This window comes from Moritella sp. 5, assembly GCF_018219455.1.
Taxonomy (GTDB): Bacteria; Pseudomonadota; Gammaproteobacteria; order Enterobacterales; family Moritellaceae; genus Moritella.
Genome location: NZ_CP056122.1, coordinates 4,905,570 through 4,923,163, shown reverse-complemented (window position 1 = coordinate 4,923,163; position 17,594 = coordinate 4,905,570). Strand labels below are relative to the sequence as shown.

Genomic DNA, 17,594 nt, shown 5'->3' with positions numbered 1-17,594 from the left:
GAAATTCAGTGATAAGTATCGAGCAGATTGTGCGGAGCGCTCGTTCGTATGAGTCGTATTCAGTTGATTAGACTCTTTATAAAAAGATAAGCGGCCTATCACGCCGGAGTGCGGGTTGTGGTTTATAGAAAACCGTCCGCTTTCTCTTTGCCAACAAACAACGAAAGCCTGAATCGAAAACTTTTTGTTAGAAATAGAGGCTTTTTTTGTGCCTGAAATTCAGGATACAAAAATACAGATTGTTCGGAGGCTTCGTTACGATGAATCGTATTCAGTTGGTTAGACTGTCTACCCAAACAAGTGGCCTGTCACGCTGCCAAAGACTTCGAGTCCCGTCCACACCGCTAACAAACAATGAAACCCTGAAATTCAGAGATAAAGTACCGAGCAGATTGTCGTTAGACTCTTGATAAAAAGATAAGCGATCTATTACACTGAGTTCTGGATTTTCTTATGATAACTTATCCTATGTGGTATTTTTTTACCTTTTATAGATTAAATGCTTTGTTTCGTTTCAGTTGTCTCTGAGTTGCAGTAAACTATCCGCTTAAACTGATATTAAGGACAGCTCGATGACAGATAAATCAAATAACACCACTCATTTTGGCTATAAAACTGTAGAGTCAGACCAAAAGGTCGATATGGTTGCGAGTGTGTTTCATTCAGTAGCGGCTAAATATGATGTAATGAATGACCTCATGTCTATGGGGATTCATCGTCTGTGGAAACGTTTTACGATTGATTGCAGTGGTGTAAGACCTGGCCATAAAGTTTTAGATCTTGCCGGTGGTACAGGTGATTTAACTGCTAAGTTTTCGCGTATTGTTGGAGACACTGGCGCAGTAACGCTTGCTGATATTAATGATTCAATGCTAAAAGTTGGTCGTGCTAAATTACGTGACCGTGGTATTGTTGGTAACGTGACTTACGTGCAAGCAAATGCTGAAGAACTGCCTTTTCCTGATAATCATTTCGACCTGATCACGATAGCATTTGGTTTACGTAACGTGACTGATAAAGATAAAGCGCTAGCATCGATGTTTCGTGTATTAAAACCAGGTGGTCGTTTATTAGTTCTTGAATTCTCAAAACCAGATTCTGAAGCATTAAATAAAATTTATGATTTCTATTCATTTAATATTTTACCTAAGATGGGTGAATTAATTGCTGATGATGGCGATAGTTACCAATATCTAGCAGAATCAATTCGTATGCATCCAAATCAAGAAACATTAAAAGGTATGATGGAAACTGCTGGTTTTGAAAGCGTTGAATATCACAACTTGACTGGTGGTATTGTTGCTCTGCATCGCGGTTACAAATTCTAAGGAATACTCATGCCAATCGAAATGCTAGTTACTGCGGGAATTGAAACATTATTGAATCAATTATTAAAAGCAGATACAAATGCAGTAGATAAGATCGCGTCGCTAAAAGGTAAAGTGCTACAGGTAAATATTGCAGAACTACCAAAGCCACTTTATTTTATTTTTTCATCTCAGGTTGATGTGTTAGCCAAGTATGATGGAAATGCAGACTGCTGTATGGATATAAAGTTATCGAGTCTTTCTCGATTACAAGATAGTTCACAATTCACTGCTCTGATTAAAGAGGGTGAATTAGATATGAGCGGTGATCCTATGGTAGCAAGCAAGTTTAGCATTATCTTAAAAGAATTAGATATTGATTGGGAAGAGCATTTATCTCGTTACACAGGAGATGTTGCTGCACATAAGCTACTACAAGGTGCAAAATCGAGCCAAGCTTGGCTGCAAAACAACATGATGATCGCACGGAATAATGTAGCTGAATATTTAATTGAAGAAATACGTTTAGCTCCAGGCGCTTTAGAAATTGTTAATTTTTGTGATGAAGTAAATGAGTTAGAACAGCAATGTAAGCAGATTGAAATGCGTTTGGCATTATTGTCACGTAAGGAAGATGTATAAATGACATTGGTTGAGCTAAAGCGTTTTTATCATATCCAAAAAGTTGTTTTGGAATATGGCATTGATGAATTGTTACCTGCACAATTGCAGCCGTTATCAGCACGATTATTCAGAAAATCTATTTTTTGGATCAAAAATAAACATGCAGAAAAGTCACCTGCAGAACGTATCAAATTAGCATTACAGCAACTTGGCCCTGTTTTTATCAAATTTGGTCAGATGTTATCAACGCGTCGTGATTTATTACCACAAGAGTTTGCTGAGCAATTGGCTATGTTGCAAGATCAGGTGCCACCATTTGATAGTCAATTAGCAATGCAGCAGATCGAATCTGCGCTTGGTCAGCCTATTGATGACGTATTTGATGACTTTGATCCGATGCCTTTAGCGTCTGCATCTATTGCACAAGTGCATACAGCTAAGTTAAAGAGCAACGGCGAAGAAGTTGTTATTAAAATTATTCGACCTAATATCGAACCGATTATTCGTGCCGATACTCAGTTGATGAAACGCCTGTCGAAAGTATTACTGAAGTTAGTCCCCGAGGCCAGACGTTTAAGACCACTCGAAGTGGTTCTTGATTATGAAAAAACGATTCTTGATGAATTGAATTTAGAGCGTGAAGCGGCGAATGCAATCCAATTACGTCGTAATTTTCTTGATTCTAAAGAGTTGTATGTACCAGAGATATACCCAGATTACAGTCATAAAAATATGATTGTAATGGAGCGTATTTACGGTATTCCTGTATCCGATATTGCTGCGTTAGAGGCACAGGGCACCAATATGAAACTTTTGGCTGAGCGAGGTGTTGAAACCTTCTTTACCCAAGTTTTTCGCGATAGTTTTTTCCATGCTGATATGCATCCTGGTAATGTGTTTGTTTCTTATGAAACGCCTGAAGATCCTCGCTGGATTGGTATTGATTGTGGGATTGTTGGTACCTTAAATCGTGACGACAAGCGTTACTTAGCGGAGAATCTGTTAGCCTTTTTCCATCGTGATTATCGTAAAGTCGCAGAGTTACACGTTGATTCTGGTTGGGTGCCATCCTATGTTGATGTTAATGATTTTGAATTTGCGATCCGTACGGTGTGTGATCCTATTTTTGAAAAACCATTAGCTGAAATTTCTTTTGGTCATGTACTGGTTAATCTATTTGCCACTGCACGTAAGTTTGATATGACAGTACAACCGCAATTAGTATTATTGCAAAAGACATTATTGTACATTGAGGGATTAGGTCGTCAGCTCTATCCTCAGCTAGACTTATGGGATACGGCTAAGCCATTTCTTGAAAATTGGGTCAAAGAACAGATGGGGCCACAAGCGGTCTTTTCTGCAGTAAAACAACGTGCGCCGTTTTGGGCTGAAAAGTTACCAGAACTGCCTGAACTGGTGTTTGATACACTCACGAAAGCGACTAAGCAGCAAGCTAAATTAGATACATTGTTTACCCAAGCAGAGCGGTTTACTCAGCAGCAAGCGTATGCAAACAAAGGTCGTTATTTATTGAGCTGTGGTGGTGTACTTATGATTTGTGCGGCGATCGTGTACAATCCTGATACCACTTCGCTAGCCACTACGTTAGCCAGTATCGGCTCTGGACTATTAATAGTCGGCTGGTTTAAGCTTAAGTAGTTGGTCCAACAAAGTGAGTTAAGCGAAAAAAATTTATCGTAGATCAGAGTGTAGTAAATGTGTAGCTTATATACTGTATACTGATCGACGTTAATAATGACGTATTCAATTATATAAAATAAGGTTTTATCATGGGCGGAATTAGTGTTACTCAGTTAATTATCATTGCTGTAATTATTCTTTTATTGTTTGGTACGAAGAAGTTACGTAATGTTGGTGGTGATCTAGGTGCGGCAGTTAAAGGCTTCAAAAAAGCCATGAGTGACGAGCCTAAAGATACGAAAGAAGACAATAAAGTATTAGAAGAAACTACTGCAGCAAAAACAGACGTAACCAAAGAAACAAAAAAAGATAAAGAACAGGCATAATTTATGTTTGATATCGGATTTTGGGAAATTGTGGTTATTTCAGTGCTGGGCCTATTAGTATTAGGGCCAGAGCGTTTACCTGTCGCTATCAGAACTGTGAGCTCTTGGGTGAAAACCATCAAGGGTGCCGCCAATTCTGTAAAAGAGGAATTGTCACATGAATTGAAAATTCAAGAAATGCATGACAATTTGAAAAAAGCGGAGCAGCAAGGGATGAATAATATCAGTCCTGATTTGCAAAGCTCTATCGACTCTTTACGTGATGCTGCAGCGTCGGTTACGCGTCCTTATGCGGATGATAAACCGACGTCAACATCTACGCCGAGTGTTGACCAAGCACCTAAAGTAGCAGAGCAGGTAATTGAACAGGATAAAAAATAAATGGCAGCAGATCCAAATACTCAGCCTTTGATTGCCCATTTAATCGAACTGAGAGATAGGTTATTGCGTGCGAGTGCCGCAATTATCTTAGTTTTTATTTCATTAGTGTATTTTGCTAATGATATTTATCAGTTGATATCAGCGCCACTGATTGCGCAATTACCCGCTGGTACAAGTATGATTGCAACAGATGTCGCAACACCATTTTTTACTCCAATAAAGTTAACACTGGTTGCTTCTTCATTTATTGCTATCCCTTGGGTTTTGTATCAAGTTTGGGCTTTTATCGCGCCAGGTTTATATAAGCACGAGAAGAAGTTGATCGCGCCATTGGTAATAAGTAGTGCTTTACTCTTTTATCTTGGTATTGCTTTTTCTTATTTCGTTGTGTTTCCTTTAGCATTCGAGTTCTTTGCGGCGGCTTCGCCGGAAGGGGTAACATTTGCGCCTGATATTAGTAGCTATCTTGATTTTGTGTTGAAGATATTTTTTGCGTTTGGTCTCGCATTTGAGATCCCCATTGCCACATTAGTATTATGTTGGACTGGCGCAACCACGCCTGAAAATTTACGTCAAAAACGACCTTATATTGTCGTTGCTGCATTTATCATGGGGATGTTATTAACACCGCCAGATATTATTTCACAAACATTATTAGCGATACCTATGTTGCTATTGTTTGAGTTAGGTTTATTATTTTCTCGTTTTTACGTTAAACAGGACGAGACAAAAGATGAAGAAGCAGGAACTGATTGATATAGGCGTTAATTTAACAAACGCTGCTTTTCACAAAGATTTACCTGATGTTATTGAACGCGCCTCTGCCCAAGGGGTGCGTCGTTTAATTGTAACTGGCACGGATATCGCCGAAAGCCAGCTAGCTTATCAACTTACTCAAGATTACCCACTGCAACTTTATTCAACAGCAGGCATTCACCCGCACGATGCTCGACATGCTACAGATGATAGCTGGCAGCAAATTAAAGCCCTTGCTCAATATGACAGTGTCGTCGCTATTGGTGAATGTGGTTTGGACTTCAACCGTGATTTTTCTCCTCGCCCGATGCAAGAAGCCACGTTTGCAAAGCAGTTAGAGCTTGCTGCCGAATTGAATATGCCAGTTTTCATGCATGAACGCGATGCTAACGAACGTTTTATCGCAATCTTGAAAGACTATCGTTCAGCGTTACCCGCAGCTGTACTGCACTGTTTTACTGGTTCTGCGAGTGATTTGGCTGCGTGCCTAGAATTAGATTTACATATTGGTGTTACTGGCTGGATCTGTGATGAACGTCGTGGGTCGGAATTATACCAGTTGGTGCGAGATATCCCAGCTGATCGGTTAATGTTAGAAACGGATGCGCCGTATTTATTACCGCGAAATCTAAAACCAAAGCCTAAATCACGTCGTAATGAACCTTGCTATTTACCGCATGTTGCACAAACGATTGCTACCGCGCGTAATGAGGATGTTGAGCTATTATTGCGTCGCAGTTTACAGGTGACTGAACAGTTCTTTAGGTTACCTAAGCTGTGACCACTATCACTTTATATTGCTTAGTTAATACTTCCTGTATCGAAGACTAGACAAAACCGACTAATCAGTCTATTTTGATTGACTAACTAGTCGGTTTTTATATTGAGGCATGAAAATTATGAGTGTAGCGACAATCAGAACGAATGATAGCGATAGTATCGATGATATTGTAGAAATGGAACAGATCTTTGCAACGCAAAAAGAAGCTTATTTAACCCAACCTGAATGGGATATGGCTGAGCGTAAGAAACGCTTAATATTATTTAAAGCCGCTTTCTTGGCAAACAAAGAAGCATTAGTGACGGCTGTTTCAGAAGATTATGGTCACCGTTCTCGTCACGATACTTTGTATGCTGATATTTTACCTACGACGGCACAATTTAATTATACTTTGGCGCGTTTAGCTAAGTGGATGAAGCCGACGCGACGTAGCCCTGGTTTGTTGTTAGCTCCAGCAAGTGTGACGGTCCATTATCAACCTGTTGGTGTCGTTGGTATTGTCGTACCTTGGAACTTCCCGATTAATCTTGCCGTTATGCCTCTGATTACCAGTATTGCAGCTGGTAATCGTGCGATGCTTAAAATGTCGGAATTCACTCCGAAAACTAATCAAGTACTAAAGCAGATCATTACTTCGGTATTTGATAGTAAAGATGTTTGTATTGTTGAAGGTGAAATGGCCTTGTCTGCAGCGTTCACTAAGCTGCCTTTTGATCACTTATTATTTACAGGTTCGACTGTTGTAGGTAAGCATATAATGCGTGCTGCTGCGGATAACCTAACGCCAGTGACGCTTGAACTTGGTGGTAAATCACCTGTGGTGGTTGCCCCTGATATTGATATTAAAATGGCGGTTAATCGTATTTTGTTAGGAAAAAGCCTGAATGCTGGCCAGATCTGCATTGCACCTGATTATATTCTTTGCCCGCGTGCAAAAATTATGGAGTTTGTTAAAGAATATCGTAATGAGTTTAATCGTCGTTACCCTACTGCAATGCAAAATGATGATTATACTAATATTGTTGATGCTCGACAGTATGCTCGTCTTAAATCATGGCTAGAAGATGCACAGCAAAAGGGGGCTAAGGTTGAAACAATGCAAGATGGTTGCAGTCTTGATGATCAAAGACACCGTATGTTACCGCATTTATTGTTAGATGTGAGTGACGATATGCAGCTAATGCAGGATGAAATATTTGGTCCATTGTTACCTATTTTACCTTATGATTCGATTGATGATGCGATCCGATATATTAAAGCGCGTCCACACCCATTAGCGTTATATATCATGAGTTTTGATAGTGATACTCAGAAAAAAATTATACGTGAGACGATTTCCGGTGGTGTCGCGATCAATGATACAATCATGCACTTTGCTGCTGACGATGCCCCATTTGGTGGTGTTGGCCCATCAGGTATGGGACAGTACCATGGTATCGAAGGGTTCCGTACTTTTTCAAAATCAAAAACAATATTGAAACAAGGTAAATTCCATTCTACGCGCTTTATTTATGCACCGTATGGGAGTTTGATACAAAAAATCATTTTGAAATTTTTCTTGAGATAATATGACTAAATCTAAAAAAACACTGATCTTGGATGCCGCGTTAGCGTTGTTCACGGTCAATGGTTTTCATGGTACGACGACGGCGGCGATTGCACGTGAAGCAAAAGTTGCAACGGGTACCTTGTTTCATCACTTTGCCACGAAAGAAGCATTAATCGAAGCCTTGTATCTTGAGGTTAAAAAAGAATTTGCTCAGGCTTTATTGCAGCCGAATGATCATAATGCTGAATCTCGATTAACTGATATCTGGGTTAACGGCGTTCACTGGTTGGTTAATCATCCACAAAAAATGGCGTTTATCCTACTGTGTAGTCATTCTTTATATTTTGATAAAAAGATCCAATTGGTTATTTGGGAAGAGGTATTAGGCTTCTTTACTCAATTACTTAATACGGGTATTCGTAACGGTATGATTAAAGACTTACCGATACCGTACCTATTAACGACATGTGAGAGTTTCTTACTATCAACCGCAACTTATGTGTATGCGCTACCTGTGATAGATCAAAAGGCTGCTATTAATTCGTCAATTAATGTAATTGTTGATGCTATTTCAGTTCAAGGTGCTGATATTCATTTACTCACACGGTAAGATGACCACATAACCCAGTGCAAATGGTACTTGGTTACTTAATTTGCATTCCTACCTCTCAAGGAGATATCGTGAGTAAAACTATTCTAGGTGGCTTCCCAAATCGTCGCCCTCGTCGTAATCGTAAAAATGATTTTTCTCGTCGTTTAGTTGCAGAACATCAATTAACAGTTAATGATCTTATCTATCCGATGTTTGTACTTGAAGGTACAGGTCGTCGTGAATCGATCGCATCAATGCCGGGCGTTGAGCGCTTATCGATTGATTTGTTACTCGAAGAGGCGGCAGAGCTGGTTGCGTTAGGCATTCCGATGATTGCTATCTTCCCGGTTACCCCATTAGAACAAAAAAGCTTACTTGCAGAAGAAGCGTATAACGCTGATGGCTTAGCACAGAAAGCTGTGCGTGCATTAAAATCATCATTTCCAGACCTCGGTGTGATGACTGATGTGGCATTGGATCCGTTCACCACACATGGCCAAGACGGTATCATTGATGACTCGGGTTATATTCTTAACGATATTACCACTGAGATCTTAGTAAAACAGGCGCTTTCTCATGCTGCTGCGGGTGCCGATATTGTTGCCCCTTCAGATATGATGGATGGCCGTATAGGCGCTATCCGTGAAGCGTTAGAAAAGGCGGGTCATGTAAATACGCAAATCATGGCTTACTCTGCAAAATATGCATCGAATTATTATGGACCTTTCCGTGATGCGGTGGGTTCTGCGAGTAATCTAAAAGGTGGCAGTAAGGTTACTTACCAAATGGATCCGGCAAACTCTGATGAAGCGTTACATGAAGTAGCGATGGACATCGAGGAAGGTGCTGATATGGTGATGGTGAAGCCTGGTATGCCTTATCTGGATATCGTACGTCGTGTTAAAGATGAATTTGGCGTACCAACATTTGCTTATCAAGTGAGTGGCGAGTATGCAATGCACATGGCTGCGATTCAAAATGGTTGGTTGAAAGAACAAGAATGTGTTCTAGAATCATTATTATGCTTTAAACGTGCTGGTGCTGACGGCGTTCTGACATATTTTGCAAAACGTGTAGCGATATGGCTTAAAGAAAATAACGCGTAATTATTTTACGGCAATAAAAAACCGAGTCTTATACTCGGTTTTTTACTTTCTAAATATCTATTACTTTTCTTGAACTTCTAACACTAAATTATGCTTAGCTTGTAATTCTAACTCAGATGCTAATGCGGCTGCGCGTAATGGATGCTGCGTTAACCATTGTGCTGGCAAGGTAATCGTTAATGTATTTTCTTCAACGAGAGTGAGTGAAAACTCTGGGATTGTACCATCAGTACGTCGTAAGGCTAGCGTGTATGACACTCTTAAAATACGACAAAGTAGCAACGCACTTGCGTAACTGATTGCTGATTGTTGTGCTAACAAAGATAAATTTAATTCATCACGTTGGTTAATCAATAACGCCGAAAGTAATTGCTTCTGGGCTTTAGTAAAACCAAGCATATCTGTGTTATCGATAATATAGGCCGCGTGTTGTGGTGCTTTCTTATAATCAATCGATAAGCCAATCTCATGTAAAGAACTGACATAAGCAAGTAAAGGTCCTGCTTGGGTATCGTCTTCTGAAATTGTCACTTTTAGTTGGTCAAATGCTTTTAATGCTGTACTTTTAACCCGTTCAGCTTGCCCCAAATCCAGTTGATGTTTTACCATCAAGCTATTTACTGTTTGTTGACGTACATTGTGACTTGCACGCAGTCCGGTCATTTCGTAAATAACTGCTTCTCTTAACGCGCCGCCAGCTAAAAACATATTATTGATTTCTAGACTTTCAAATAGCGCGGTAAGAATAGCTAAGCCGCTTGTGAATACTGGTTTTCTATCTGTTGTTAAGCCATTGATATTAAGGTTTTCAATATCACCGCAGGCAATCGCTTGCTGCTGAATACTATGTAATTTCGCTAGTGTTATCTGTTCGTTCTCACCTTGCGCGACCATAATTTCTTGTAACGCTTGGATTGTACCTGAAGCACCTATACACGTATTCCACCCAATGGTTAAATACTTTTCTAGCTGAGGGTTCAAAACCGCTTTTGCTGCATCAATTGCTTGCGTAAAGTTGTGCTGATTGAGTTTACCATCAGAAAAATAGTTATTTAACCAAGTAACACAACCCATCTTAAAGCTATAAAGTAGCTTTGCTTGTGCTTGTTCACCAATAATGAGTTCAGTACTTGCGCCACCGATATCGACCACTAAACGATTGCCTTGACCACTGCTGGTATAGGCAACGCCTTTGTAGATAAGTGCCGCTTCTTGTTCACCGGAAATAATGTTTACCGGATGTGCCAATATTTTTTCTGCTGTAGCAAGAAATACAGCTACATTTTTTGCTAAACGTAATGTCGCTGTACCAACAATCCGAATATTCTCGGCTGGAATGTCTTGTAGCTGTTCAGCAAACAAACTTAAACAATCCCAACCGCGCAGAAGTGCTGCTTGGTTGAGGTTACTTTCTGCATCAAGACCAGCTGCAAGTCTTACTTTTCGTTTAACTTTAGCAACAGTTTGTAGACTATTGTTAACTTCGCGAACGACCAGCATATGAAAGCTGTTTGAACCGAGATCAATAACGGCATATAAATTTGACGAACTTTTTTTACTCACACTAATCACTTTATCTATAAACAAACTATTTAATTAATGGGTTTTGTTATGCGTATTATGCTGACGTTGGCCAGTACGACGCGTTTTGTTACGATCATTCATTGATCTTGAATTACCCGGACGAGCACGTTTAGTGTGGATCGGTCGTGGTAAGTCAGTTAATAATGCGGCTTTATCGTAATGACAAACAGGGATCGTATGTTCAATGTATTCTTCAATCGCGGGTAAATTATAAATATATTTTTCACAAGCGAAACTAATTGAATGACCTTCTGCACCAGCACGACCGGTACGGCCAATACGGTGTACGTAATCACCACAATTATCGGGTAAATCGTAGTTAAATACATGACTTACAGCTGGAATGTGGAGACCACGAGCAGCAACGTCAGTCGCGACAAGAATGTCTAATTTACCTTGAGTGAATTGTTCTAGAATACTATTACGTTTTTTCTGAGGAATATCACCCGTTAATAAACCTACGCGATGTTTATCTGCTGCCAAGTGGCCCCAGATCTCTTCACATTTATGCTTAGTATTGGCAAATACAATGGCACGTTCTGGCCATTCTTCTTCAATTAACGTTTGTAATAAAGCCATCTTGTCATCATTTGACGGGTGAAATAGCTCTTGAGTAATACTGCTGCCTGTTACTTTTTCTGCTTCTACAGTAACTTCTTCTGGTTCGTTCATGTGCTGATAAGCTAATTCACGAATATCCCAAGTAAAGGTCGCAGAAAACAGTAAGTTTAGACGCTGTTTTGGCTCTGGCATTTTGCGCATTAGATAGCGAATATCTTTAATGAAGCCTTGATCTAGCATACGATCTGCTTCATCTAATACTAATGCTTCAACACCCGATAAATCCATTGCTCTTTGTTTTTCAAAATCAATGATACGACCAACAGTACCAATGATGATATCTACGCCTTTTTCAAGGTTTTCACGTTGAATATCGTAGCTCTCACCACCATAAACCAAGCCCATTTTAAGGCCTGTTGCTTTGGCTATTGGTAACGCATCTTTATGAATTTGAATTGCAAGTTCGCGTGTTGGCGCTAAAATAATAGCGCGAGGCTTATTTTTTGGACGATCTTCGACTGGTTTGGTTTTCAATAAATGATGAAAAATAGCGGCCAAAAATGCGATAGTTTTGCCTGTACCAGTCTGTGCTTGACCAGCTACATCTTTACCTTGGATGGCAAATGGCAAACTAAGTGCTTGAATTGGTGTACAATATTCGAAGCCTGAAGCTTCTAACCCAGAAAGTACGTCGGCATTAAGGCCAAACTGGGAGAACTTATGTTCTGTAAGATGTTTTTTGCTCATTTATTTAGCATATCAGGTTAAGCTTGCATTAAGAACTTAAATCTATTGAAATAGGGCAATGAGTGCCACATATATGTAGTAACAAAATTATTTTTTATTGGAGTAATAAATGAGCGACAAAATTATTCAGCTAACCGATGCTGCTTTCGATATGGATGTGTTAAATTCAGAATTACCTGTACTCGTTGATTTCTGGGCTGAGTGGTGTGGACCTTGCAAAATGATCGCACCGATTTTAAGCGAAGTTGCTGAAGAGTACGCAGGTAAAGTAACCATCGGTAAATTAAATATCGATCAAAATTCAGGTACGCCACCTAAATTTGGTATCCGTGGTATTCCTACTTTATTGTTATTTAAAAACGGTGCTGTTGCGGCAACTAAAGTTGGCGCATTATCAAAAGCGCAACTTCAAAGTTTTCTAGACGAAAACTTGTAGTATGTAAAATACTGACGAGATTTTGTTTTTTAATCTCGTCAGTATGCTATTATTCAGTGGACGAATAAAATTATAAATGCTAATTTCATCGTTCGTTTATTGTTCTACGTGCCGAATCAGGCATCATAATCAATGATCCAATCATTGATTTAATAACTCAAATTATCGATTCATTACTTAGTTAATGGCTCACACACTCGATCATTGATTCAAATACTTTATCCTTGGTTGACATTCCGTTACGCAAAGGTTGCATAAGCTCGAACTCATCATTATGAATTTAACCGAATTAAAAAACACACCAGTTTCTGAACTTGTAAAACTGGGCGAATCTATGGGTCTAGAAAATCTGGCTCGCTTAAGAAAACAAGACATCATCTTTTCTATCTTAAAAGCTCACGCAAAAAGCGGTGAAGACATTTTTGGTGATGGTGTTTTAGAGATCTTGCAGGATGGCTTTGGTTTCTTGCGTTCAGCAGATAGCTCTTATCTTGCCGGACCTGATGATATTTATGTATCACCAAGTCAGATACGTCGCTTTAACTTGCGAACGGGTGATACCGTTGGCGGTAAAATTAGACCGCCAAAAGATGGCGAACGCTACTTTGCGCTGTTAAAGATTGACCAAGTTAACTTCGACCGTCCAGAAATCTCTCGTAATAAAATCCTCTTTGAAAACCTAACTCCAATCCACCCGAATGAACGTCTTCGTTTAGAGCGTGGTAATGGCAGTACTGAAGATATTACTGCACGTATTCTTGATTTAAGTGCGCCGATCGGTAAAGGTCAACGTGGTTTAATTGTGGCACCGCCGAAAGCTGGTAAAACAATGTTATTACAAAATATTGCCTCTTCAATTGCGTTAAATCACCCAGATGCGATATTGATGGTTCTACTTATCGATGAACGTCCGGAAGAAGTAACAGAGATGCAGCGTTTGGTACGTGGTGAAGTAATCGCTTCAACATTTGATGAACCTGCTAACCGCCACGTACAAGTAGCGGAAATGATGATTGAAAAAGCCAAACGTCTTGTAGAACACAAGAAAGACGTGATCATCTTACTTGATTCTGTGACGCGTCTAGCACGTGCTTACAATACGGTAACGCCATCATCAGGTAAGATCTTATCTGGTGGTGTTGATGCTAATGCCTTACACCGTCCAAAACGTTTCTTCGGCGCAGCCCGTAACGTTGAAGAAGGTGGTTCTTTAACGATCATCGCAACAGCATTGATTGATACTGGTTCAAAAATGGACGAAGTAATTTACGAAGAATTTAAAGGTACAGGTAACCAAGAGCTACACCTTAATCGTAAGATTGCAGAACGTCGTGTTTATCCTGCGATTGACTTCACTCGTTCAGGTACCCGTCGAGAAGAACTATTAGCAGATAAAGCTGAGCTACAGAAAATGTGGATCCTACGTAAGATTATTCATCCAATGGGTGAGATCGATGCGATGGAATTCCTGATTGATAAGCTGGCGATGACGAAAACCAATGATCAATTCTTCGAAGCAATGAAGAAGCAAAAATCATAATCGTTTAAGTTAACTGTCTGTGATTAATATTTAAAATAAACGCCATACATTTTGTTTTTATAACAAGTGTGTGGCGTTTTTTTTTCAAAAAATAGCGTGGAATTGTTTATGAAATATAAAGATCTGAGAGACTTTATTGCCTTACTTGAAAGCAAAGGCGAATTAAAACGTATTCATCAAGAAATTGACCCGTATTTAGAAATGACGGAAATTTGCGATCGCACATTAAAAGCAGGCGGTCCGGCATTATTATTTGAAAATCCGAAAGGTCATACTATGCCAGTGTTGGGTAACCTATTTGGTACCCCTGATCGTGTCGCTATGGGCATGGGACGTGAAAGCGTCAGTGAACTGCGTGAAGTTGGTGAATGGTTATCTTATTTAAAAGAGCCTGAGCCACCGAAAGGTTTTAAAGAGTTAATGGAAAAAGTACCGATATTTAAACAGGTACTTAATATGCCCACGAAAAGGCTGCGTAAAGCACCCTGTCAAGAAATAGTGTTAACAGGCGATGATGTTGATTTAAGTCAGATCCCTATTCAGCATTGCTGGCCTGGAGACGTTGCCCCATTAATTACTTGGGGTTTAACGATCACCCAAGGACCTTATAAAAAACGTCAAAATTTAGGTATTTATCGTCAGCAAGTACTGAGTAAAAACAAATTAATTATGCGTTGGTTATCGCATCGTGGTGGTGCACTGGATTTTAAAGAATTCCAAGAACTAAACCCTGGTGAAAACTACCCTGTATCTGTGGCGCTAGGTGCTGATCCTGCAACAATTTTAGGTGCCGTAACGCCGGTACCTGATACGTTATCTGAATATGCTTTTGCAGGTTTATTACGTGGTAGTCGTACTGAAGTAGTTAAATCTATTTCCAATGACCTTGAAGTGCCTGCAGGTGCTGAAATTATCTTAGAAGGTTATATCGCGCCGGGCGAGATGGCAGAGGAGGGTCCTTATGGTGATCATACTGGTTACTATAACGAGACTGATTCTTTTCCTGTATTTACGGTGACGCATATTACGATGCGTAAAGATGCTATTTATCATTCTACCTATACAGGCCGTCCTGCAGATGAACCTGCGGTACTGGGAGTTGCGTTGAATGAAGTCTTTGTGCCTATTTTACAAAAGCAATATCCCGAAATTGTTGATTTTTATTTGCCACCTGAAGGTTGTTCTTATCGCATGGCGATCGTGACAATTAAGAAACAATATCCGGGCCATGCGAAACGAGTGATGCTGGGGGTATGGTCTTTTTTACGTCAGTTCATGTATACCAAATTTGTGATTGTCTGTGATGATGATATTAATGCACGTGATTGGAATGATGTGATTTGGGCAATTACGACCCGTATGGACCCTGCTCGTGATACGACAATGATTGAGCATACACCAATTGATTATTTAGATTTTGCATCACCGGTCTCTGGTCTTGGCTCTAAAATGGGTATGGATGCAACCAATAAGTGGCCAGGCGAGACAGATCGCGAATGGGGCGAACCAATTGTGATGGATGAGAAGGTTAAGCAGCGAGTCGATGATTTATGGGACGAATTAGGGATTTTGTGATATAAATGAGTTAGATCATAAAAGTTCGTGCTTGTCAGATATTGAGATTGAAAGGGAATATATGTTAAGAATTAAGTGTGAAGTGACGTTGTTAGAGTCGTATACTGAGACTGTATTTAACGTGAAACTAAAACCAGAGCAGAAGGTTGAGTTTCAGGCTGGACAATATCTAATGGTAGTCATGGCAGAAGACGACAAGCGCCCATTTTCTATTGCTTCAAGCCCAAGTAATGATGATATTTTAGAATTACACATTGGTGCATCAGAACAAAATTCATATGCAATGCAAGTTGTGGAAAGACTAAAATCAGGCACGATAGAAGTTGAACTACCAGGTGGTAATGCTGGTTTAAGAGAAGACTCAGAGCGTCCTTTAGTATTGATTGCTGGCGGTACTGGTTTCTCTTACACAAAATCTATTCTAGAGCGTGCGGTAGAAGTTAATCAACGTCCTATTTCATTATATTGGGGTGCGCGTGAAGCATCGCATTTATATGCATTTTCGTTGGCACAAGAATTAGCTGATGCGCATCCACAAGTGACTTTCATCCCTGTTGTCGAAACTGCTCCAGAGCAATGGTCTGGTAAAGTTGGCCAGGTGCATAAAGTCGTGATGGAAGATGTTGCTGATTTAGCTGCATGTGATGTTTATATTGCTGGTCGTTTTGAAATGGCTGGTGCAGCGCGTACTGACTTTGCACCGCTAGGTGTTAAAGAACATTTATATGGCGATGCATTTGAATTCATTTAATTGATAATGAATGTATTCGGATTAAAAAAGCCGTAACAGATGTTACGGCTTTTTATTATTTTAAATATAATACTGGCTTAGTTGTGAGTTGTACGATTAAGCTTGTTGATGATAACTTAAGCTTTTTTTATACGTCGCATTTGCATCATTAACGAGACCTAATTTTTCGTAAGCGTGTGCTAGTGCACTATACGCAGAGGTAGACGGCGATTGACTGATACCTTGGCTTAACTCTTCTACAGCTTCGTTCCAACGACCTTCTTTTACCATTAACTGACCAATACATACAGCTAATAAACCTGAGCCTTCACGCGTGTTCTGCAGACGCTTAAGACGTTCGATGAGCGCATGGTAATCACCAAGATTTAATTTGGGTGTTAGGCTGATCAGTTCTGGATACAGTTCATTACTTAATGCGTCCATCAGCAGCAGATAAGCTGACTGGTGGTCGTTACGTCCTATTAACAGATTAACTGTTTCTGCTAGATAACGGCCATCATGTTTAAGTGCTTTTGGTAGTGAGCTCCAGGTATCAAGTAATCCAGTGCTACCTTGCTGTTTGGCTACTTCACCTAAATGTTGGAAATGACTATGTTTACGTAGTTCATCAGCTTCGCCTGAGGTAAGTAATTTTTGTTTTTGTAATGCTGGAATAAGCGTGAGTAATTGTCCCCATTCTTTTCTTTCAATACAGACCGCTTTAAACATCGTTAGCACTACCTTATGCTTTGGATGTTTATCATGTAACGCGGATAGTGATGCAAATGCTTGTTCAAATTGCTGTTGCTCAATTTGCAACTTAGCTTGTGTTATCTCGACCGCAAGGGTATTTTTATCTGCATTCTTGTGCGCTAATAATAAATACTCATCACGTTTTTTTTCGTTGCCGAGACCTTGTGCAGATTGCGCTGCGGCAAGGTAATTTAACACGGGTACTTGTGCTTTTTTGGCTGCTTTTAAAGTTAACGTTTCTGCTTTTTTAAAGTCACCACTGGCTAATGCTAAAATGCCTTTTTCTGTTTGTATTTTAGCGCGTGCTTGATGATAGCGATTAAACCAACCTAGGCTGTGAGTCAGTTTATTGATTAATGCTTCAAACCCTAATAAAGTAAAGTAGAAAGCAATCACCATCACAACGGCACTACTGACGGTTGCATCGATGACGTAGTCACCAGCTGCAATCATCACATAACCTTTATTGCCCATTAAATATGGGGCACCGATTGCACCTGCAAGAAGCAGCGCGATTAATACTATAAATCTGACCATTTTATCTG

The 17,594-nt window shown here is 39.9% G+C and carries 17 protein-coding genes; 14 read left to right on the top strand and 3 right to left on the bottom strand.

Annotated features, from left to right (window positions below; translation table 11 throughout):
* The first annotated feature begins 572 nt into the window (after positions 1 to 572).
* The 10 genes from ubiE (at position 573) to hemB (ending at position 9,123) form a co-directional block, all read left to right on the top strand.
* Entirely contained in the window at positions 573 to 1,328 is a 756-nt protein-coding gene (gene ubiE, locus HWV01_RS22065; protein WP_211673507.1) for a bifunctional demethylmenaquinone methyltransferase/2-methoxy-6-polyprenyl-1,4-benzoquinol methylase UbiE, read from the top strand.
* A 9-nt stretch (positions 1,329 to 1,337) separates the two neighbouring features.
* Positions 1,338 to 1,949 carry an SCP2 domain-containing protein gene (locus HWV01_RS22060; RefSeq protein ID WP_211673506.1) on the top strand — a complete coding sequence of 204 codons (612 nt, stop codon included), beginning with the start codon at positions 1,338 to 1,340 and terminating at the stop codon, positions 1,947 to 1,949.
* Positions 1,950 to 3,590 carry a ubiquinone biosynthesis regulatory protein kinase UbiB gene (ubiB, locus tag HWV01_RS22055; RefSeq protein WP_211673505.1) on the top strand — a complete coding sequence of 547 codons (1,641 nt, stop codon included), beginning with the start codon at positions 1,950 to 1,952 and terminating at the stop codon, positions 3,588 to 3,590.
* A 131-nt stretch (positions 3,591 to 3,721) separates the two neighbouring features.
* A complete protein-coding gene (gene tatA, locus HWV01_RS22050; protein ID WP_045108530.1) occupies positions 3,722 to 3,958 on the top strand; it encodes a twin-arginine translocase TatA/TatE family subunit in 237 nt (78 codons plus the stop codon).
* Between the two features lie 3 nt (positions 3,959 to 3,961).
* Positions 3,962 to 4,339 (top strand): Sec-independent protein translocase protein TatB, encoded by a 378-nt coding sequence (tatB, locus tag HWV01_RS22045; RefSeq protein WP_211673504.1) that lies wholly within the window; start codon positions 3,962 to 3,964, stop codon positions 4,337 to 4,339.
* Positions 4,340 to 5,095 carry a twin-arginine translocase subunit TatC gene (gene tatC / locus HWV01_RS22040; protein WP_211673503.1) on the top strand — a complete coding sequence of 252 codons (756 nt, stop codon included), beginning with the start codon at positions 4,340 to 4,342 and terminating at the stop codon, positions 5,093 to 5,095.
* Complete coding sequence (locus HWV01_RS22035) at positions 5,073 to 5,876, top strand: TatD family hydrolase (RefSeq protein ID WP_211673502.1); 804 nt, start codon at positions 5,073 to 5,075, stop codon at positions 5,874 to 5,876. The genes tatC and HWV01_RS22035 overlap by 23 nt, the downstream gene beginning before the upstream one ends.
* Positions 5,877 to 5,994: 118 nt before the next feature.
* Complete coding sequence (locus HWV01_RS22030) at positions 5,995 to 7,443, top strand: coniferyl aldehyde dehydrogenase (protein ID WP_211673501.1); 1,449 nt, start codon at positions 5,995 to 5,997, stop codon at positions 7,441 to 7,443.
* A 1-nt stretch (position 7,444) separates the two neighbouring features.
* Complete coding sequence (locus HWV01_RS22025) at positions 7,445 to 8,035, top strand: TetR/AcrR family transcriptional regulator (protein ID WP_211673500.1); 591 nt, start codon at positions 7,445 to 7,447, stop codon at positions 8,033 to 8,035.
* 71 nt (positions 8,036 to 8,106) lie between these two features.
* Positions 8,107 to 9,123, top strand: coding sequence for a porphobilinogen synthase (gene hemB / locus HWV01_RS22020; RefSeq protein ID WP_211673499.1), 1,017 nt, complete (start codon positions 8,107 to 8,109; stop codon positions 9,121 to 9,123).
* A 60-nt stretch (positions 9,124 to 9,183) separates the two neighbouring features.
* On the opposite strand, the gene gppA is transcribed toward hemB, so the two are convergent.
* The gene (gppA, locus tag HWV01_RS22015) at positions 9,184 to 10,686 is read right to left on the bottom strand and encodes a guanosine-5'-triphosphate,3'-diphosphate diphosphatase (RefSeq protein ID WP_211673498.1); all 1,503 of its coding nucleotides are present in this window, start codon (positions 10,684 to 10,686) and stop codon (positions 9,184 to 9,186) included.
* Between the two features lie 33 nt (positions 10,687 to 10,719).
* Entirely contained in the window at positions 10,720 to 12,015 is a 1,296-nt protein-coding gene (rhlB, locus tag HWV01_RS22010) for an ATP-dependent RNA helicase RhlB (RefSeq protein WP_211673497.1), read from the bottom strand.
* A gap of 109 nt (positions 12,016 to 12,124) precedes the next feature.
* Here rhlB and trxA point away from each other — a divergent pair, with 109 nt between their 5' ends.
* The 4 genes from trxA to fre all read left to right on the top strand — a co-directional run bounded on the left by trxA (position 12,125) and on the right by fre (position 16,317).
* Complete coding sequence (gene trxA / locus HWV01_RS22005) at positions 12,125 to 12,451, top strand: thioredoxin TrxA (protein ID WP_045108539.1); 327 nt, start codon at positions 12,125 to 12,127, stop codon at positions 12,449 to 12,451.
* A 274-nt stretch (positions 12,452 to 12,725) separates the two neighbouring features.
* On the top strand, positions 12,726 to 13,991 hold the full coding sequence (gene rho / locus HWV01_RS22000; protein WP_211673496.1) for a transcription termination factor Rho: 1,266 nt from the start codon (positions 12,726 to 12,728) through the stop codon (positions 13,989 to 13,991).
* Between the two features lie 108 nt (positions 13,992 to 14,099).
* The gene (gene ubiD / locus HWV01_RS21995) at positions 14,100 to 15,566 is read left to right on the top strand and encodes a 4-hydroxy-3-polyprenylbenzoate decarboxylase (protein ID WP_211673495.1); all 1,467 of its coding nucleotides are present in this window, start codon (positions 14,100 to 14,102) and stop codon (positions 15,564 to 15,566) included.
* Between the two features lie 61 nt (positions 15,567 to 15,627).
* Positions 15,628 to 16,317, top strand: coding sequence for an NAD(P)H-flavin reductase (gene fre, locus HWV01_RS21990; protein ID WP_211673494.1), 690 nt, complete (start codon positions 15,628 to 15,630; stop codon positions 16,315 to 16,317).
* Between the two features lie 96 nt (positions 16,318 to 16,413).
* Here fre and HWV01_RS21985 read toward each other — a convergent pair whose 3' ends face one another.
* Positions 16,414 to 17,586: a heme biosynthesis HemY N-terminal domain-containing protein gene (locus HWV01_RS21985; RefSeq protein WP_211673493.1), complete on the bottom strand. Its 1,173-nt coding sequence runs from the start codon at positions 17,584 to 17,586 to the stop codon at positions 16,414 to 16,416.
* Between the last annotated feature and the right edge of the window lie 8 nt (positions 17,587 to 17,594).